The organism is Nocardiopsis sp. CC223A (assembly GCF_030766825.1).
In the GTDB taxonomy this organism is placed as follows: Bacteria; Actinomycetota; Actinomycetes; order Streptosporangiales; family Streptosporangiaceae; genus Nocardiopsis.
In genome coordinates, this window is sequence record NZ_JASFDV010000006.1 from 19,916 (window position 1) to 38,705 (window position 18,790).

Below are 18,790 nucleotides of genomic sequence, written 5' to 3' on the forward strand. Positions count from 1 at the left end.
CTCCGGTGCCGCCGTGCCTGGGGCCCTGGCCTGGGGCGTGTGGGGCCACCAGCGCCCCGGTGTCGGCCCTACCGGCCGTGTCCGGCCCATTGCCCCAGGGCGCGTCGCCCGGGGCGGTCGGGCGGTTTGGCGGCCCCGCTCCGGCCAGCCCCGGTTCCCGTGCCGGAGGGGCGTGTGGCGGCAATGGTGCGAATCCCTACCAAGCGGACACAGGGGCGAGGTTCTCCGCCCATCGGATAGGCAATCCGTCGAATCCGCTTGACCACCTCGGCGAGGTCGAGCGTGGATGCGTGGTGCCCCGCCATCGGCGGGGTCGTGTGCCGTGTTCGCGCAGTTCAGAGGTGGTGGGGAGGTGGGTGTGGTGAAGCGGGATGCTCCGGTCGCACTGACCGAGGTTGGGGCGCTGACGGTGGTGTTGGGTCCCGTTCAGGCGGGGCGGTTGCTCGGCCTGGGCCGCAGCACCGTCTACCGGCTGCTCCGCGAGGAGGCCTTCCCGGTCCCGGTCCGGAGGGTGGGAAGGGCGTGGGTGGTGCCGACTGTCGGGCTGCTGGTCTACCTCGGCCTGAACACCCCCACCACCTCTGCTGGCGGGTGCGGGTGCGGTGCGCGTATGAACACCACGGAAGAAGGGTGGGGGCATCGATGACCGCGTATGAGGGGTCGGTGTTCAAACGGTGCGGGTGCCGGAGCGAGAACAGCGGCCGGGCGCTGGGGGTGAAGTGCCCGCGGTTGCGGCGGGAGGACGGGGCGTGGAACCCCCGGCACGGGAACTGGTGGTTCCAGCTCGAACTGCCCCGCACGGTTGAGGGCAAGCGTCGCCAGGCGCGCAGGGGCGGTCTGGCCTCGCAGGAGGAGGCCCGGTGCCAGCTCGACCACGTGAAGGCGCTGCTGGTCCTGGGAGAAGGTGAGCAGGAGCTTGAAGTCCAGGTCGCGGACCTGATCCAGATCGCGCTCAAGGGCCGCCGGCCTCTGCCGGAGGTGGAGGAGGTCCGTAAACGCATCGGCGCTGGTGTGGATGCACGTCGGGAGCCTCCACTGGTGGGGCTGTGGTTGAGGGAATGGTTGGACGGGAAACCCGATCTCGCGGAGGGGACCCGGGCTTCCTATGACGGGCACATCCGCAAATACCTCACGCCTCATTTGGGGAAGGTTCGTGTGGATCGGTTGCAGGCCCGGCATGTGGAGGCGATGTTCGCGGCGGTGGAGGAGGCCAATGTGCACGTCCTGGAGTGCCGCGACTCCGAGGATCCGGAGGTGAGGAGGTCGGTGCGGGGGCGGCGGGTGATCTCGTTGTCGACCAAGCACCGGATCCGGGCCACGCTGCACAGCGCGTTGTCGGACGCGGTCCGCTCACCGGACCTGTCCATCACGGTGAACATCGCCTCGCACGTGCGCCTGCCGTCCTGCCCGAGGAAGCGGCCCCTGGTGTGGACCTCCGACCGGGTGCGCCAGTGGGAGAAGGACGGCACGGTGCCGGGTGAGGTGATGGTCTGGACCCCCGAGCAGACCCGCACCTTCCTGACCCATGCGAAGAGGTACACGTGGCTGTTCCCGATGTTCCACCTCATCGCCGTCAAGGGCCTGCGCCGGGGCGAGGCGGTCGGGCTCCCGTGGGCGAACACCCGGCTGGTGGACGGCCAGATCGACATCCGCGTCCAGATCGTCCAACTCGCGTGGGAGACCATCACCTCCACCCCCAAGAGCGCCGCGGGCCAGCGCACCATCACCCTGGACACCGACACCGTCAAAATCCTGCGGGGGTGGAAAAGGCTCCAGAACGAACAACGGCTTGTGGCCGGTGCCTCCTGGGTGAACAGCGGGTTGGTGTTCACCCGTCAGGACGGGTCGGGGTGGCATCCGGGGCAGGTCAGTGACTGGTTCTGCCGCATCGCCAAAGCCGCAGGGCTCCCGCCCATCACCTTGCACGGGCTCCGCCACGGGGCGGCCTCGCTCGCGCTGGCGGCGGGCACGGACGTGAGGGTGGTCTCGGCCGAGTTGGGCCACGCGACCACGCACTTCACCCAGGACACGTACCAGTCGGTGTATCCCGACGTGGCCAAGGCGGCGGCCGAGGCGACCGCCGCGCTGTTGCGCGGGGAGCCGGTGTCGGTCGGGTAGCGGGACGGGGGAGCACACCAGGAGCGATTCAGCGCCCCGAGCCCCGGGCCGTGTGGCGGGTTCACCCCGCTCGGCCTGGGGCTTCGCCGTTGGCGGTGCCGGTGGGCCATCGGATCAAAGGTCCCCTGGGCGGATTATCCCTAGGGCAATTTGCCCGATCAGCGGCGCAGGACCTGTTTGTTGGTTTGGGTGTCGGGGATCGGGTGGCGGTGTATTTCTTGAGGGTATTTTTCTTCTGGTGCTGGCGGTGTCTGCCCAGGTGCATGTGGACATTCGGCCTTATTCGTGTTCCGGGTTGGGGATAGCTGTCAGCAGCTTCACGAGCTGCGGGGCTTTGGCGGGGTGCACGGTAATGGCCTCGGTGACCAGGGCGATGGCGTGCTCACGGGTGCTTTTATCAGCCTCATGGGCGAAAGTACGGAGCTTTTCGCGAACTTGCTCGTTCTCCTCGGTGGTGTCGGCGAGGGACTGTGACAGCGCCAGGTAGAGGAACATGGCCATCGAATCGTGATGGATAGCACCTGCAAGGACAGCGGCTGCGTGCAGATAGATGGGGTCTCCTGCACGTACTGCCGCTTCTGCTTGTTCCCTGGTGAAGTCTGCGTCATGGATGATCCTGAAAGCCTCGTTGATCGATTGCGAACGGGAGATTGTGAGAATCGCAATGTGCACGGAGATCTCGCCCGATTCTGCTGGAGAGCTCTTGCTCTGTGAGTGGAGGCCAACCAGGGACTCCGGACGCAGGAGGAGATCAGCGTGGGTAGTCAGGTACTGCTCGGATGCTTCCCAGTCAGGAGTGCTTCGCCACTTTGTCAGGTGTTCGTGGAGAGAGAGTGTGAGGTAGGCATTCTCGATCCCCAACTTTCGTGACATGTCCAGGATTGTGATGTACAGATTTGCCTGGGCGAAATCTGTGGCCATTTCCCGTAGGTACTCTCGGACGGGCGGTTCGAATAGGCCTTGTTTGTTATTTTCCAAGTGAAGTTGCGAGTCGCTCCATGTAGGGGCGCCAACCCAGTTGAGGACCGTTGCTTTTACCTGGGCGGTGATCTGCATCCAGAGGGGTTCTTGATCACCGAGCGCATTTTGGATAGCGGGACGGGCTGGACCTCGTAGGAACTGGCGAGATTGCACAGAAGCCGAAGTCAGCGTCTCCTCGGCAGCGAGGGACAGAAGTTCCCCCAACCCTGTGTCATCATCGCCATAGGAAAAACAGAAACTAGCTTTGTCGAAGCGGAGCAGGTGACCCCATTGAGGAGTAACGGAGAACTGCTGGATCACTGAATCGTAGGAGGTGAGAGCTTCTTCGTGTTGTCCCAATTTCGCCAGGAGAACGGCGAGGGTCTTCAGTGATCCGGCGAGGTTGGGCAGATATGTGGTGGGGTCTTGTTCGGCGAGGGTGCGGCGGATGGTGACGGATTCGTGGATGTGGGTGAGTGCTTCCTCGTGCCGCCCCACCTCGGCCAGATGGTTGGCGAGATTGTTCAGCCCCATGGCGAGTTCGGGCAGGTGTGCGGCTGGGGTCTGTTCGGTGAGGGTGCGGCGGATGGTGACGGATTCGTGGGCGTGGGTGAGTGCTTCCTCGTGCCGCCCCACCTCGGCCAGTCGGTTGGCGAGATTGTTTAGTGATCCGGCGAGGCTGGGCAGGTGTGCGGCTGGGGTCTGTTCGGCGAGGGTGCGGCGGATGGTGACGGATAGGCGGGCGTGGGTGAGCGCTTCCTTGTGCTGTCCCACTGCTGCCAGTTGACTGGCGAGGGTGTCCAGCGCGATGGCGAGTTCGGGCAGGTGTGCGGCTGGGGTCTGTTCGGTGAGAGTGCGGTAGAGGTCGGCTGCTTCGCGGGCGTGGGTGAGCGCTTCCTTGTGCTGTCCCACTGCTGCCAGTTGGCTGGCGAGGTTGTTTAGTGATTCGGCGAGTTCGGGCAGGTGTGCGGCTGGGGTCTGTTCGGCGAGGGTGCGGTAGAGATTGGCTGCTTCGTGGGCGTGGGTGAGTGCTTCCTCGTGCCGCCCCACCCGCACCAAGAAAACGGCGAGATTGTTCAGCACCATGGCCAGGTCGAGAAGGAAAGTCTGTGGGTAATGTTCCGCGAGCTCATGCAGCACGGAAACACCTCGATAACCGGCTTCCTGTGTGTGTTCGACCAGGTGTGCCCACAAGTACTGGGGAAGCGCATCGGGAGAATCCTCTCCGGCCGCATCCAGGATCTCCCGGGCGAGGTCGGCCAGTTTTGCGGCGATGGCCTCTTCCGGAGGCCGCCCGTTAGTGGAAGGGGTCATCCGGCGCAGGTGCTGGACGAACTCCAGGTGGAAGAGACGGTAGATGGGCTGTTCCCCATCGCCGTCCTCGATTATGTAGCGGCGGAACAGGACCAGGCAGCGCTCTATGTCTGCACGCCCATACGCCTGGCCGGGATGGAGCGTGGAGGTGATCGCGCACCAGATGTCCACGGGTACACCCCGCCCCTGGCCCCAGGCGAGAGCTTCTAGCAGCTCCCGCGGCACTGGATCACTCGCCAGCGTGGAGATATCGGCGTCGAACGCCTCCGTGACCGTAGCGGGCAGGCGGTCCGCCCACTGGGAGGGAGTTCTGCGGGAGAGCCAGTCGACCGTGATACGGGCGAACAGAAACCCGCCGTCGTCCTCGTTGGCGGGAGCGACCAGCGTGTCGGCTACAGCGTGGACCTGTTCTGCGGTGGCCGTGTCGATGCGGCTCAGTCGGCGGATGAGGTACTGGCGGATGTCTGCACCGGTCGACTGCTGCTCGGCCAGGTCCACGCAGAGCAGCGGACGCTCGGACACTCCCTGCTGGGCGAGCAGGCCCCGCAGGCGCCGGTAGGTGTGCTGTGTCTGCCCGTCTTCGCCGGTGTTCTGCACGGGGATGTTCATCGGACGCGAGGTGAGCAGCACCCGTAGCGCTCCGGATAGCGGCTGGATGAGCCCGCTGACCAGGTCCTTACCGGGGTCGTTGGAGAGCGCTTCGTCCAGACCGTCGAGGATAACGAGGGGGGCGCTTTCGCGCGGTGTCTTCTCGATCTCCTCGACGAGGCCGCCGGAGGTTTTCGGAGCTGGTACTCCGAGGGCCTTCGCCAGCTTTTGTGCGATCCCGTTTGCGTCCAGTCCGCGTAGGTGCAACGTCGTGTACACCGATCCCTCGCCGGGGTCGGGGGACTCGGTGTCCCAGCCGGGGGTGGCCCTCACCTGTGCGCGGGTGTCGGGGTTGGACAACGCCGCGAGGTGTCCGGCCACGGCGGATTTACCGCTCCCCGCTGGTCCAGTGACCAGGCACAATCCGGGCGTGGGGTCGGCCATCCAGTCGGTGATCTGCTCCAGCACAGCCCGGCGACCAGTGAAGAACCACTCGTCGGTAGCGATGCTCCCGCCCGAGCGGGCGGCCTCGGCCAGGTGGTCGTCGATCAGGCGGGGGCGCGGGGGTTCCCAGCGGGGGTTGTGGAACATGGGGCCGGCGGTTCCGGCCGTGACGGGCACCGGTGTGTTGTCGGCTGGTCCGCGCCAGGCGCGGCCGACCGCGTCCAGCAGGTCGTTGCCGGTGAGGACCGGGTTGTTGGTGGACCAGGCGATGCTGTAGTGCTCCGAATCAGGTTCCAGACCGTGTTCGAGCAGGTGGTTGATGGTGTTGATCAGTGCGCCCTCGCCCTCGGCGCGCTCTTGGGGCCAGCAGCTGGCGACGTAGCCCAGCCAGGAGTGGGGGGCGCCCTCCGGCTGGGAGGTCTCCTTCAGGCGCTCCATCTCCTGGTGGATCTGGGCGGTGACACCGTCACCGGAGTAGCAGGTGTCGATGATCACGAGCCGCTGGTAGGGGACAGGGACGGTGTCTTCGGCCGCGTCGGTGCGGGCGGTGAGGTATTCGGTCAAGGCTGAGAGGTGGACCTGGCGCGGTGTGCCCGCTGTGGTGGTGCCGGTCAGGATGAGCCGTGGCCCGCGGGCCGCGTGCCCCGACCACACGAGTACGGCGGGCCCGCGGTCGCGCTCGCTGCGCCACCGGGCCGCCCACCGTGTACAGGCGTCCTCCACATCGTCGGCACTGGCGGGATCGGTGACCACGGCTTCGGCGTAGCCCGAGCCGTTGAGCAGCTCGGCGAGTTTCTCCACCTGGGGGATCGCCGTGGGCAGCGTGTCGTAGGCGGCGGATGCGTAGGTTCCCACGCCGAAGGCCAGCAGGGACTTGGCCTCGGGCAGTGCCTGGTCAGGCATGGGCAGCCTCCGGGTCGGTGACCAGCAGCAGGTGGGTGACGGCTGAGTCGCGGTCGAAGCGCACTCCGACCCGTAGCCGGTAGGCGCCGGGGGCCAGGTCGTGGAAGGTGGCGCTGTAGCGGCCGTCTCCCAGGTTGCGTAGCGGGCGCGGTGCGCTGTCGTCTGCGTTCTCGCCTGCCGGGGTGAGGGTGGCGTCCACACGCAGGTCCTCGTGCTGGCCGCGGGCCTGCACAGCCAAGGGTGTGCCAGGTGTGAGCAGCTCCGGGGCGTCCACCCCCAGGTCGTTGCGGCTTTCACCTCGATAGCTTTTGTCCCTGGCGGTCAGGCACGTCCAGATCTGGTCGCGCACCGATCTGCGGTTCTGCAGCGACCCGTGCTTTTCCACATGGCCGATCTCCGTGGCAGTGGAGCCGTCGGGGCGGGCCGCGAAGCGGGCCACCGTTCCGTCCCCGGCCGGAACGTCCCCATCGATGGTCCGGGAGGCTGTCAGCTTCTGCCCCTCCACGTGTCCGGTGACCGCCGTGGGTTGTTTCTGGCCGACGATCGCGTGGTGGGTGTAGGAGACGTTGCCGGCCCGGAGCTCCTGGTGCAGGCGGGCGGCGTCCCGCATCAGGTTCGGGTCGAGGCCGGGCAGGTCGACGGTGCGCGCGTCCACGCGCTCCCCGCCTCGGAGGAGGCACCGGTAGGCGGGGGTGAGCTGGTGTAGCGAGGGGAGCGAGCGCGCCACGGTGGTCAGGCCGGGCAGCAGCTTGCCGTTCACCAGGTTGGTGAGTGCGTTGAACGAGCCCTGGAAGGGGGTGCCCAGGGTGATGACCGAGCGGATGGGGATCGGGTCGGGCAGGTTGTTGAGGCTGTAGTGGGCGATCAGTCCGCCCATCGAGTGGCACAGGAACACCACCTGGGCGTCGCGGTTGCCGGGGTGGTGGCCGCGCCAGCGTTCCAGCGCCAGCTGCGCTGTGCGTTTGAGCGCGCGGGCGTTGTAGCGGATGGACAGCCGCCAATCGTAGGGAAAGGCCACCAGGTTGCCGGGAGTCTCGTCGGTGGCGGGCTGGAGGGTGAAGTCCCGCTGCAGCCATTGGAAGAGGTTTTGGTAGCCGTCCACACCGGGTCCCACATGGGGCAGCAGGTGCAGGTCCTGCATCAGGCCGGTCGCGACCACTCCGTCGCCGGGGTGGTCGTCGCCGATGTCTGTCGGCAGGGTCAGCTGCGGCACCGATCGTAGGAACGTCGTGATCCCCCGGGCCAGTGCCGGTCCTGAGAGTGCCCAGACGTCCTTGCCGTTGAGGGCCAGGCGGCTGCCGAGGATTCCCGGGACCACGATCACGACGTCATTGACTGGTGAACGCTGCACGCGTGAGTTCCTTCTGGTGTCGTGGGGCGGTGGTGAGCGCCGGTCTGGGTGTGGCCGTGCGGGATGCCGGTGCTCAGTGCTCTCGTCCTGTGCGGTGTGTCGGGTTCATTCGCCTTGGTGGCATAGGGTGCGGCCCGCTGGTGCGGTGTTGTGCCTGCCTGTCGCGCAGGAGTTGGTAGGCAGTGGCCGAGCGAGCGTGTGGCTGTGGTGCGCATCGGAGTGTTCATGCCTGATTGTGGCGCGTGAAGCCCGGTAGGGTAAGGGGTTTCGGCTGAAACGGCCGTATGCGGCCTGTGGGGTCATGCGGCGTACAGGGGGCCCGCGCGGGCGTCGGGGCGGGTGGGGGCGCTGGGGGCGGACAACGCGGTACAGGGCCGCGTTCGCCCTCTAGTGACGGCGCACTGGTGGGGGACATGGGGCGTCCAGGGACGGGGCCGCCCAGGGTCACGGGATGGCAAAATGCTCCGGGAGGCGGGGTCCATCTTGTACGGGACCTTGCACTGGGGAGCACACACGGAGCATTTTCCGGCCCCAGGCGGGCCGCGCGCCTCGTCTGTTCGACTTGCGCACCCCGTTTGACCTGGGGTTTTGTGGTGCACCCGGCAGGATTCGAACCTGCGGCCATCGGATTAGAAGTCCGGTGCTCTATCCACTGAGCTACGGGTGCTCGGTTCAATTGTGGCCCGCGGTCGCGGGTCGTGACCACGTCGTGACCCGGGGGGTCGGGGTGGCTCTCGGGTGGCCTGCGGTCGGGCGGTTGGCCCGTGCCGTGGTGTCCCGGGCAGACATTCTAGGGTATTTGGAAGATCTCGCCCACGGGCGGGCAAAGCTTCTCCAACTATGGCGATCTGTGGTTGACGCTCGTTACCACGCGTGTTCCGTCAAATCGGTCGCTATGGGCCTCGTGCACCACGTTACCGGTGATTAACTCCGGGTGTGCCGCAGCCCCGCGGGTGTTTCGTGAACTCCTGGTCGCTCGGGGTCAGAAGTACCACCATTGGCCGATGAGGACGGCCATCCAGGTCAGGACGTACATGGGGCGCCTTCTGTGGTTAGTTACTCTGTGTATATGTAATATCACTCTCTGTAGTTAAGTGGAGCGTGTCAGGCCGGGGAGTCGCTACCGTGGTGCGGTGCGATCACGAGGAATGGCGGCGGGCTACCTGCTGGACATGCTGGTGCGGGATCCCCGGCGGGGGCACCCCGTGGCGGTGTTCGGCCGGGCCGCGGGGTGGTGGGAGCGGCGTGTGTACCGGGACTCGGCGGTCGCCGGGGCGGTGTTCGCCGCCGGGGCCGTCCTGCCCGTGGTCGGGCTGGGGCGGCTCGCCGAGCGGGGCGGGGAGGCCGCGACCGCCGCGGTCACCTGGGCGGTGCTGGGCGGGGACATGCTGTGCCGGGAGGCGGAGGGCATCGCCCGTGCCCTGGAGAGCGGGGACGTGGAGCGGGCCCGCGAACTGCTGCCGCGGCTGTGCGGCCGCGACCCCGGTGGGCTGGGGGAGCGGGAGATCGCGCGGGCCGTCGTGGAGTCGGTCGCCGAGAACACCTCCGACGCCGTGGTCGGCCCCCTGGTCTGGGGCGCTCTGGGCGGGGTCGCCGGGCTGGCCGGCTTCCGGGCCGTGAACACGCTGGACGCCATGGTCGGCCACCGGAACGCGCGGTACCGCAGGTTCGGTGCGCCCGCCGCGAGGTTGGACGACCTGGCCGGATGGGCGCCCGCGCGGCTCACCGCGCTCCTGGCGGTCGCCGCCGCACCGCTGGTGGGCGGTGACGCGGGCGAGGCGTGGCGGGTGTGGCGCCGTTACGGGGACCGGCACCCGAGCCCGAACGCGGGGCAGTGCGAGGCCGCCTTCGCCGGAGCCCTCGGGGTGTCCCTGGGTGGGACGAACGTCTACGGGGACAGTGCGGAACGGCGGCCGCGCATGGGCGAGGGGCCGCCGCCCGGCGTCGCGGACATCCGCCGCGCGGTCCGGCTGTCCCGGGCCGTCGGTGCGGGCGCTCTCGCGGTGGCCGCACTGTGAACGCGGCGCCGCCCGGGTGCGGCGGCGGGGTGGAGGGGCGCCCCGCCGCCGGCCGGGATCAGGCGGCGAGGCTGCGGGCGTAGTTGACCTGCTGGTTGATCTGCGCCGACAGGCCGCGGTGCGAGGAGGGGATGGAGGCCGCGTGGTAGTGGCCGTGCCCCTGCACGGTGACCTGGACGTGCCCGCTGGTCTTCTCCTCCTTGACCAGCAGGAAGAGCAGGCCGAGCAGGCAGGTCCACCAGAACACCAGGATCGCCACGATGATGGCCCACACCGGGGTGGTGCGCTCGGTGCGGGTCATGTCGGTGACGGTCCACACCGTCCCCCGGATCGGGAAGCGCCCGCTGGGGGTGATGACGGTGTTCTGGGTGATGGCGATGTCCCCGATGGTGCTGAGCACGGGCTCGTTCGCCGAGCCGGGCGCCGGCCCGGCGGGGACGGGGGCGTAACCGCCGGTGGGGGCCCCGTAGGGCTCGATCGCCCCGTACCCGTCGGCGGGGTTCCAGGCGGACGGGTCGGGCTGCTGGTGCTGCTGCTGCCAGGGGTCGCCGTCGGGGGAAGGGTAAGGGTTCATGGGCCGATTGTGTCAAAGCGAGGCGGTCGGCGGAACGCGATCCCGGGCGCGACCTCGGCCGGGAGGTCTTCGGGGGCATGGCCGGATGTGGCCATTTCCGCGAAGGCGGGAACCGTTCGTGACGACCCCTGTTCGCTGTGTCGCGAAGCGTTTGCACTGGATGTGGCCTGGGTCACGTTAAACATGCCATTGTCGGCGGGTGCGCCGCGGGGCGCCCCCGGGTCCGGCCGTCAAACGTGAAACTCTTTCGCAATTTACTTACCCGTACGTAACATGCCGCTGAACCATCGCCCGCACCCCCCAGGTGGTGACAGCACATGCCCCCTTCTCCCCCTTCGCTCGCAAGGCGGCTGCGCGCCGGTGCCTCCGGTGTCGCTCTCGCGGTCGCGGCCGCCACGGTCGCGACGCTCCCGGCGACACCCGTCCTCGCCGAACCCCTCCCCGACTACTGCGCACCCGACGGGTGCCACGACATCCTCCCGCCGGGCCAGAACGGCAACGCGACCCTCGTCGAGATCCTCGGACACCAGGCCTTCGGGACCCGGCCCCGGTTCTCCTCCAGCCAGCTGGACATGTACGACGACCTCGTCCACTACTACGACGGGCTCACCGAGGAGAGTCTGGACGACTTCTTCCTCGACGCCACCTTCGGCGTGGCCGAGGGCGACGTGGGCCGCAGCTACCAGCCGCGGTCCGACGTCACGATCACCCGCGACCGGCACCACGGCATCCCCCACATCGAGGGGACCACCCGCGAGGGCACGATGTTCGGCGCCGGGTACGCGGCCGCCGAGGACCGGCTCTTCCTCATGGACGTGCTGCGCCGCGTCGGCCGCGGTGAACTCACCTCCTTCGCCGGCGGGGCCGAGGGCAACCGCGGCCTGGAACAGGACCTGTGGCGCAACGCGCCCTACACCGAGGAGGACAAGCAGGCCCAGATCGACCGGGTCGCCGCCGACGGTGAGCGCGGGGCACAGGCCCTGGCCGACGTCGGGGACTACCTCGAAGGCGTCAACACCTACATCGAGCAGGCCGACGAGGGCCGCTACTTCCCCGGTGAATACGTCCTGACCGGGCACAAGAACGCCATCACCAACTCCGGCGAGATCGAGCCCTTCACCGTCACCGACGTCGTCGGCATCGCCTCGATGGTCGGCGGCATCTTCGGCGGCGGCGGTGGCGGCGAGGTCCAGGCCGCCATCGTCCTGGCCAACTTCCAGGACCGCTACGGCGCCGACGAGGGCCTGGCCCTTTGGCAGGACTGGCGCATGGAGAACGACCCCGAGGCCGTCGTCAGCGTCCCGGGCGAGTTCCCCTACAGCGGCACCCCGGAGGACCCCGTCGGCGAGGCCCTCCCCGACCCGGGCTCGGTGGAGTACTACGACATCGTCCACGACGAGCACGGTTCCGCGGCCTCCGGGCAGGCGGCCGAGTCCACCGAACCCCTCGCCGCCGCCGCGGACGCGACCGACGAGGACGGGGAGGCCACCGTCGAGGACCTCACCGAGGAGCAGCAGGCCGAACTCGACACCATGGTGGAGGAGGGCGACCTCTCCGCCGCCGAGGGCGTGTTCGACGAGGGTGTGCTGCCCGAGGGCCTGCTCGAACCGCACGGCATGTCCAACGCCCTGCTGGTCTCCGGCGAGCACACCGAGAGCGGCAACCCGGTGGCCGTCATGGGGCCGCAGACCGCCTACTTCTCGCCCCAGCTGCTCCTGCTCCAGGAACTCCAGGGTCCGGGGATCAGCGCCCGCGGCGCCTCCTTCGCCGGGGTGAGCTTCTACGTCCAGATGGGCCGCGGCGTCGACTACGCCTGGAGCGCCACCTCGGCGGGCCAGGACCTCACCGACACGTTCGCCGTCCACCTGTGCGAGACCGACGGCTCCGAGCCCACCAAGGACTCGCGCGCCTACATCGACTCCTCCGGGGACTGCACCCCCTTCGAGGAGCTGAGCGTCACCAACGAGTGGGAGCCCACCGTCGCCGACGGGACCCCGGCGGGCGGCTACACGCTCACCTCGCTGCGGTCCGAGTACGGGCTGGTGCAGTCGTTCGCGACGGTGGACGGCACCCCGGTCGCGTTCACCTCGCTGCGCTCCACCTACATGCACGAGGTGGACTCCATCATCGGGTTCCAGCGCTTCAACGACCCCGACGAGGTCACCTCGGCGGAGACGTTCATCGACGCCGCCGGGGACATCGGGTACGCCTTCAACTGGCACTACGTGGACGACGAGGAGATCGCGTTCATCAACTCCGGCGCCAACCCGGAGCGGAACCAGGGCACCAACCCCAACCTGCCCATCGACGCCTACTCCGACGCCGGCTGGTCCGGCTGGGACCCGGACGGCAACACCGTCACCCACATCCCCAAGAGCGACCACCCCCAGGCGGTCGACCCCGACTACATCGTCAACTGGAACAACAAGCCCGCGCACGGGTACACCTCGGGCTGGTCCACCGGTTCGGTGCACCGCGGCGACCTGTTGGACACCCGCGTGTCCTCGCTGGTCGACGGCGGGCACAGGTTCACCACCGCGAGCCTGACGCAGGTGATGATGGAGGCCGGCACCACCGACCTGCGCGCCCAGGAGGTGCTGCCGCTGCTGCTGGAGGTCATCGACTCCGAGGAGGTCACCGACCCCGGGCTGGCATCGGCGGTCCAGGGCCTGCGGCAGTGGAACGAGGCGGGGTCCCAGCGCCGCGAGCCCTTCCGGGACGCGGGCTACTACTCCTACGCCGACTCCATCCGGATCCTGGACGCCTGGTGGCCGCTGCTGGTCCGGGCCCAGTTCGAACCCGAGCTGGGCGGGGACCTGTACACCGAGCTGACCAGGGCCGCGCAGATCGACGAGTCGCCCTCGGGCAACATCGGAGGCGGCACGCCCGGCAGCGTCAACCAGGGCCAGCCCCACCGCGGCTCCGCCTTCCAGTACGGGTGGTGGTCGTACGTGGACAAGGACCTGCGCACCGTGCTGGGCCACGACGTCGAGGGACCGCTCGGCGACGGCGCCTACTGCGGCGGCGGGGACCTGTCCGAGTGCCGCACGGTCCTGCTCGACACCCTCACCGAGGCCGTGGCCACTTCGGCGGGCGAGGTCTACCCGGGTGACGGCCACTGCGCGGTCGGCGCGCAGGTGTGCGCGGACACCGTGATCCACCAGGCGGTGGGCGGCATCGGCATGTGGCCGATCGCGTGGCAGAACCGGCCCACCTACCAGGTCGTCTACCAGTTCTCCGGCGGACGGTAGCGACCAGCGGTACGGCCCCCGGCGGCCCTGAGCGGGTGCCTCCGGGGGCCGTGCCGTGCCCGGGGGGGCGGGCCGGTGCGCGCCGGGCCCGTCCGCCGGAACCCGGTCGCCGAGAACGGGACGGCGGGACACCCCACCATGGGAAACACCGTCACGGAATACCTCGCGATAGAACATTCCTTCGCGGAGCCCGGGATGACGGAGGCACCCGCGGGGCCGACGGCGCCCCGGCCCCGTGCGGACCCCTGCCGGGAACTGCCCGGATCGAGGGGCGAAATCCCCGTACTCGTAAGCGAATCGTGTGGTTCGTCGGGCTTGTGTGGGTAGCAAAGGAGTACCCGGAACAGAACGGGAGGGTGGTACATGGACGCCTGGTTGGTCTGGCTGATCCTCGCCGTCGTCCTGGGGGTCGTCGAGATCTTCACCCTCACCTTCGTGCTGGGCCTCCTCGGCGCGGCGGCCCTGGTCGCCGCCCTGCTCGGCGCCGTCGGGCTCCCGGTCGCGGTGCAGGTCATCGGGTTCGTCGGTGCCTCGGCCGCCGGGATATACCTGGTGCGGCCGATCATGCGCCGCCAGCTCATCCGCGGGCCCGTGGTGCGCTCGGGGGTCGAGGGGCTGGTGGGGCGCAGCGCCGTGGTGCTCCAGCCGGTGGACCGGGACAAAGGACTGATCAAACTCTCCGGAGAAGAGTGGTCGGCGCGCAGCATCGACGAGGACCTGGTGATCCCCGTGGGAGCGCACGTCGACGTCATGGAGATCGACGGCGCCACCGCCGTGGTCTACCCGCGCGAGGCCCTTCCCTGAGCCGGCCGCCCGGCCGCCGGGGAGGGCGGGGCGGGTCGGGGCCGCGCGCACCGCCGCAGACACGAACCGAAGTCAGGTGCCGAACATGTTGGATGCCCTACCGCTCATCATCCTCGCCGTCCTTTGCGTCGCCATCGCCATGTCGGCGATCCGTATCGTCCCCCAGGCCCGGGCGTACAACATCGAACGCTTCGGCCGCTACATCAGGACGCTCGGGCCCGGCCTGAACTTCCTCATCCCGGGCGTCGACCGCGTCAACACCAAGTTCGACCTGCGCGAGCACGTGTTCACCTCGCGCCCCCAGCCGGTCATCACCGAGGACAACCTGGTCGTCAACATCGACACCGTCCTCTACTACCAGATCACCGAGCCCAAGGCCGCCGCCTACGAGGTCGCCAACTACATCCAGGCCATCGACCAGCTCACCGTCACCACCCTGCGCAACGTGATCGGCTCGATGGACCTGGAGCGCACGCTCACCTCCCGCGAGGAGATCAACACCCGCCTGCGCGGCGTCCTGGACGACACCACCGGCAAGTGGGGTATCCGCGTCAACCGGGTGGAGATCAAGGCCATCGACCCGCCGCCCACCATCAAGGAGGCGATGGAGAAGCAGATGCGGGCCGACCGCGACAAGCGCGCGGCCATCCTGCACGCCGAGGGCGAGCGCCAGGCCCGCATCCTCAAGGCGGAGGGCGCCCGCCAGCAGGCGATCCTGGAGGCCCAGGGCGACCAGCAGGCCGCGATCCTGCGGGCCGACGGTGAGGCGCAGGCGGTGGAGCGGGTCTTCCAGGCGGTGCACGCCAACAACGCCGACGCCAAGCTGCTCGCCTACAAGTACCTGGAGACCCTGCCGCAGCTGGCCAACGGCGAGGGGAACACGTTCTGGGTCATCCCGGGCGAGTTCACCGAGGCGGTCAAGAACGTCAGCCACGCCTTCTCCGGGGAGGCGGTGCGCTCGCGCCCCTCCACGGAGAAGGACGAGGACACCGGGGCGGACGGCCCGGCCCAGATCGCCGGTCCGGAGCCGGCCGAGCTGTCCGCGTCGGCGCAGGCCGCCATGGACGCCGCCGAGGCGGCCCGGCAGGCGGTGGAGGACGCCCGCGACGACGTCCGCCGCGCCGGGGTGGCCGGAGTGCGCGGCCCGGAGGCGGCACCGCGCCCGCGCGAGGAGGAGTAGCCCGAACGGCCGACGCGGCGGTCGCCCGCGGTTCGGCCACCGTCCTCCCGGGGCGGCGGCCGCATCGCCCGGTCCGTGCGGGGTCAGACCAGGACGAGCTTGCCCGTGGTCCGGCGCGAGGCCAGGTCGGCCTGGGCGGCGCCCGCATCGGCCAGCGGGTACCGGCCGCCGATCCGCACGTCCAACCGGCCCGCGCCCACCAGGGAGAACAGGTCGTCGGCCCGCCACAGCAGCTCCGCGCGATCGGCCACGAAGTGCGCCAGCGAGGGCCGGGTCAGGTACACCGACCCGGCGGCGTTGAGCCGCTGCGGGTCCACCGGGGCCACCGGTCCGGAGGACTGCCCGAACAGCGCCAGCACACCGCGCGGGCGCAGCGACGCCAGGCTCGCGTCGAAGGTGTCGCGGCCCACGCCGTCGTAGACGGCCGCCGCGCCCGCCCCGCCGGTGAGGTCGCGCACCGCCTCGGCCACCGGGACCTCGGTGTAGCGGACGATCTCGTCGGCACCGGCCGCGCGGGCGATGCGCTCCTTCTCCTCGGAGGAGACGGTGCCGATCACGCGGGCACCCCGCGCCTTGGCCAGTTGGGTGAGGAGCAGGCCGGTGCCGCCCGCCGCGGCGTGCACCAGGACGGTCTCGCCACCGCTCACCGGGTGCACCGAGTTCACCAGGTAGTGGGCGGTCATGCCCTGGAGCAGCAGGGCCGCCGCCTGCTCCGGCGACACCCCCTCGGGCACCGGGACCACCAGGGCCGCCCTGACCACGGCGCGGTCGGCGTAGGCGCCCGGCGCCATCGCCCACCCCACCCGCTGCCCGACCGACAGGTCCTCGACACCCGCGCCGACGGCGGCCACCGTCCCGGCGGCCTCCATGCCCGGGACGAAGGGCAGCGGGACGTCGTACTGGCCGCTGCGCTGGTAGATGTCGATGAAGTTGACCCCGCGGGCCTCCACGTCGATGAGGACCTCACCGGGACCGGGCACGGGGTCGGCGACCTCGGAGAGGTGCAGGACCTCGGGTCCGCCGGTCTGCTCCAGGACGATGGCGCGCATGCTTCCACTCCTTGTCGAATGCGGATGCCCGGCATCATGCCAGGACGGGGCGGAGCGCCGCCACGGCGGCACCCGCCGGCGGACGGGCGCCGCCCCTAACGCGCGTTCTCGTCGGTGATCTCGCCGACGTAGATGTCGGTGAAGAGCACACCCAGTGGCTCCAGCCCCGGGCCCGGGCGGACCACCATCCCCACCTGGCGGCGCTCGTCGACCTCCTCGGCGTTGTCGGGGAGCGGTTCGTCATCGGTGTAGGACAGCACGTGCTCGTCGTTGACCCACATCGACAGCTCCATCCGCTCCCCGCCCTCGGCCTCGGTGTCGAAGTAGCGGCAGGACAGGGTGACGGTGTTGGCCGGGACCGCCTCGGCATCGAAGTCGTACGGGTCGGACGCGTTGTAGTCCTCGTTCCGGGCCTCTTCGTCGACCACGGGGTAAGGCCTGAAGGAGCTCACGGTGCCGGTCTCGGCCACGACCTGGTTCCCCCCGACCTCGTCCATGCGCCGCAGCTCGACGCCCCCGTCGAAGCGCAGCAGCGCCTCGTACTGGCTCCGGTTGTCGTCCTCGTCGAAGTTGTTCCAGCAGCGCACACCGAACAGGCCCGCCTCCGGGCCCTGGATCGCATAGGCCGTGGCGCTCACCAGGAGGGAGGCGGGGAGCGGTTCGTCCTCCGGGGTCGAGAGGAGGACGAGCTCCCCACGGGCGTCGGAGATGTCGTCCGGCTCCAGGGTGAGCAGGTAACCGCGCTGGTCGGCCCAGTAACCGTCGCTCTCGCCGTCCTCCTGGATCTCGGTGTTCCAGTTGGGGTTGGTGCTGAAGTCGTCCTTGTACAGGGAAGTGCTCGGTGGGATCTCCTCACCGCGATCGAGCAGGACCGCCGTGCCGATGGCGGCGACCAGCACGAGCGCGCCCGCACCCGCCCCGAGGGCGAGCAGCCGGCGGCGGCCTCCCCCGGCGCCGCCCGACCCGCTCCCGTTCGCGCCGCCGTGCGGTGGCACCGGGGTGCCGGGTCCGCCCGGGCCCGACGGGAAACCGGGGGCGGGCCGCCCGTGCGGTGGTGCGGGGTATCCGGCGGGCACCTGGTGGGTGGGCGGAACCGGAGTCCCGCCGGGCCCGTGGTGCGCCTGGCCGTGCAGGGCGGGCGGTACCCGCCCGCCGCGGGGTTCCTGGCGAGCGGGGGAGTGGGGCTGTTCGCGGCCCTGGTGGTAGGGCGGGGTCGGGTCCGCACCGGTGCCGCCCCCGTGCCGGACCCGTCCCTGCGGGAAGGGCGCGGCGGCCCCCTCGGGCGGGGTCCGCCCGTGCGGCGGCGCGCCCGGGACCGGGACGCCGGTCGGCACCTCCCAGGAGTCGCTGATGGTGCGCCGCACCTCGGACTCGGCCGGGGCCTCCTGGCCGGTCAGCAGGCCCAGGATCCGCTGTGAGGTGGGCCGCCGGGTCGGGTCCTTGTCCAGGGCCGCGGCCACCAGGTCGTACAGGCTCGGGTCCAGCCCCTCCAGCCGGGGCGGCGCCGTGGTGATGTTGTGCAGCACCGCGGGCACCGTGGGGGCGTCGAACGGAGCCTCGCCGATACCCGCGAAGGCCACCAGGCAGCCCCAGGCGAAGATGTCGGCCGCGGCCGTGGGCCGCTCGCCCATCAGCAGTTCCGGCGCCATGTAGGAAGGGGTGCCCATCAGCTGGCTGGACCGGGTGACCCCGCCGCCGGAGTCCTCCAGGGCGCGGGCGATCCCGAAGTCGATCACCTTGGGGCCCACCGGGGACAGCAGCACGTTGCCGGGCTTGAGGTCGCGGTGGACCACCCCCGACCCGTGGATGGCGGTGAGCGCGGCGGCCACCCCCATGGCCAGGCCGTCCAGGGTGCCCCCGGTCATCGGGCCGCCTTGGCGGACCGCCTCGTCCAGGTTCGGCCCCGGGACGTACTCGGAGACGATGAACAGCGTGTCGCCCTCCAGGCAGGCGTCGATGACCCCCGCGGTGGAGAACCGGGCGACCCGGCGGGCCGACTCCACCTCACGGGCGAACCGCAGCCTGAACGACTCGTCGTCGGCGAGGTCGGGGTGGATGAGCTTGACGGCGACGGGCCGACCGGAGGGGTCCTCCGCCAGGTAGACGGTGCCCATGCCGCCCCGGCCCAGGCGCGCGATGATCCGGTGGCCACCGAGTTCACGGGGGTCGCCCGCGCGCAGGGGTTTGCCGCTCTGGTGGCCGTTCGACGTCACGGTGGAGGGTCCTCGCATGGATC

Annotated in this window: 11 protein-coding genes and 1 tRNA gene; 6 read left to right on the plus strand and 6 right to left on the minus strand. The window is 69.9% G+C overall.

The genetic code is table 11. From position 1 onward, the window contains the following. Positions 1 to 286: 286 nt before the first annotated feature. Complete coding sequence (locus QJS33_RS03920; protein ID WP_306366460.1) at positions 287 to 646, plus strand: AlpA family transcriptional regulator; 360 nt, start codon at positions 287 to 289, stop codon at positions 644 to 646. Further along, positions 643 to 2,118 (plus strand): site-specific integrase, encoded by a 1,476-nt coding sequence (locus tag QJS33_RS03925; protein WP_306366461.1) that lies wholly within the window; start codon positions 643 to 645, stop codon positions 2,116 to 2,118. The genes QJS33_RS03920 and QJS33_RS03925 overlap by 4 nt, the downstream gene beginning before the upstream one ends. Before the next feature lie 279 nt (positions 2,119 to 2,397). On the opposite strand, the gene QJS33_RS03930 is transcribed toward QJS33_RS03925, so the two are convergent. From QJS33_RS03930 to QJS33_RS03940, 3 genes are all read right to left on the minus strand, one after another. Next, positions 2,398 to 6,327, minus strand: a complete 3,930-nt coding sequence (locus tag QJS33_RS03930) for a tetratricopeptide repeat protein (protein WP_306366462.1) — start codon at positions 6,325 to 6,327, stop codon at positions 2,398 to 2,400. Next, positions 6,320 to 7,678 carry a hypothetical protein gene (locus QJS33_RS03935; protein ID WP_306366463.1) on the minus strand — a complete coding sequence of 453 codons (1,359 nt, stop codon included), beginning with the start codon at positions 7,676 to 7,678 and terminating at the stop codon, positions 6,320 to 6,322. Before QJS33_RS03935 ends, QJS33_RS03930 begins: the two co-directional genes overlap by 8 nt. Positions 7,679 to 8,269: 591 nt before the next feature. After that, positions 8,270 to 8,345: transfer RNA gene (locus tag QJS33_RS03940), tRNA-Arg, on the minus strand. A 481-nt stretch (positions 8,346 to 8,826) separates the two neighbouring features. Between QJS33_RS03940 and QJS33_RS03945 the strand changes: the two genes are divergently transcribed. Next, a complete protein-coding gene (locus QJS33_RS03945) occupies positions 8,827 to 9,696 on the plus strand; it encodes a cobalamin biosynthesis protein (RefSeq protein ID WP_372339582.1) in 870 nt (289 codons plus the stop codon). A 58-nt stretch (positions 9,697 to 9,754) separates the two neighbouring features. Here QJS33_RS03945 and QJS33_RS03950 read toward each other — a convergent pair whose 3' ends face one another. After that, positions 9,755 to 10,270: a hypothetical protein gene (locus QJS33_RS03950; RefSeq protein WP_306366465.1), complete on the minus strand. Its 516-nt coding sequence runs from the start codon at positions 10,268 to 10,270 to the stop codon at positions 9,755 to 9,757. A 317-nt stretch (positions 10,271 to 10,587) separates the two neighbouring features. Between QJS33_RS03950 and QJS33_RS03955 the strand changes: the two genes are divergently transcribed. The 3 genes from QJS33_RS03955 (at position 10,588) to QJS33_RS03965 (ending at position 15,505) form a co-directional block, all read left to right on the plus strand. Further along, a complete protein-coding gene (locus tag QJS33_RS03955; RefSeq protein WP_306366466.1) occupies positions 10,588 to 13,521 on the plus strand; it encodes a penicillin acylase family protein in 2,934 nt (977 codons plus the stop codon). Positions 13,522 to 13,884: 363 nt separating this feature from the next. Further along, positions 13,885 to 14,325, plus strand: a complete 441-nt coding sequence (locus QJS33_RS03960) for an NfeD family protein (protein WP_306366467.1) — start codon at positions 13,885 to 13,887, stop codon at positions 14,323 to 14,325. Positions 14,326 to 14,410: 85 nt separating this feature from the next. Further along, positions 14,411 to 15,505 carry an SPFH domain-containing protein gene (locus QJS33_RS03965; protein WP_306366468.1) on the plus strand — a complete coding sequence of 365 codons (1,095 nt, stop codon included), beginning with the start codon at positions 14,411 to 14,413 and terminating at the stop codon, positions 15,503 to 15,505. A gap of 83 nt (positions 15,506 to 15,588) precedes the next feature. On the opposite strand, the gene QJS33_RS03970 is transcribed toward QJS33_RS03965, so the two are convergent. Further along, the gene (locus QJS33_RS03970) at positions 15,589 to 16,554 is read right to left on the minus strand and encodes a quinone oxidoreductase (RefSeq protein ID WP_306366469.1); all 966 of its coding nucleotides are present in this window, start codon (positions 16,552 to 16,554) and stop codon (positions 15,589 to 15,591) included. A gap of 95 nt (positions 16,555 to 16,649) precedes the next feature. Then, entirely contained in the window at positions 16,650 to 18,767 is a 2,118-nt protein-coding gene (locus QJS33_RS03975; RefSeq protein WP_306366470.1) for a serine/threonine-protein kinase, read from the minus strand. Positions 18,768 to 18,790: the final 23 nt, after the last annotated feature.

What these genes read in the sequence shown, in the direction of transcription:
- QJS33_RS03920 (WP_306366460.1), top strand. Translation starts at nt 287, where the DNA reads ATGCGTGGTGCCCCGCCATCGGCGGGGTCGTGTGCCGTGTTCGCGCAG.
- QJS33_RS03925 (WP_306366461.1), top strand. Translation starts at nt 643, where the DNA reads ATGACCGCGTATGAGGGGTCGGTGTTCAAACGGTGCGGGTGCCGGAGC.
- QJS33_RS03930 (WP_306366462.1), bottom strand. Translation starts at nt 6,327, where the DNA reads ATGCCTGACCAGGCACTGCCCGAGGCCAAGTCCCTGCTGGCCTTCGGC.
- QJS33_RS03945 (WP_372339582.1), top strand. Translation starts at nt 8,827, where the DNA reads ATGGCGGCGGGCTACCTGCTGGACATGCTGGTGCGGGATCCCCGGCGG.
- QJS33_RS03950 (WP_306366465.1), bottom strand. Translation starts at nt 10,270, where the DNA reads ATGAACCCTTACCCTTCCCCCGACGGCGACCCCTGGCAGCAGCAGCAC.
- QJS33_RS03955 (WP_306366466.1), top strand. Translation starts at nt 10,588, where the DNA reads ATGCCCCCTTCTCCCCCTTCGCTCGCAAGGCGGCTGCGCGCCGGTGCC.
- QJS33_RS03960 (WP_306366467.1), top strand. Translation starts at nt 13,885, where the DNA reads ATGGACGCCTGGTTGGTCTGGCTGATCCTCGCCGTCGTCCTGGGGGTC.
- QJS33_RS03965 (WP_306366468.1), top strand. Translation starts at nt 14,411, where the DNA reads ATGTTGGATGCCCTACCGCTCATCATCCTCGCCGTCCTTTGCGTCGCC.
- QJS33_RS03970 (WP_306366469.1), bottom strand. Translation starts at nt 16,554, where the DNA reads ATGCGCGCCATCGTCCTGGAGCAGACCGGCGGACCCGAGGTCCTGCAC.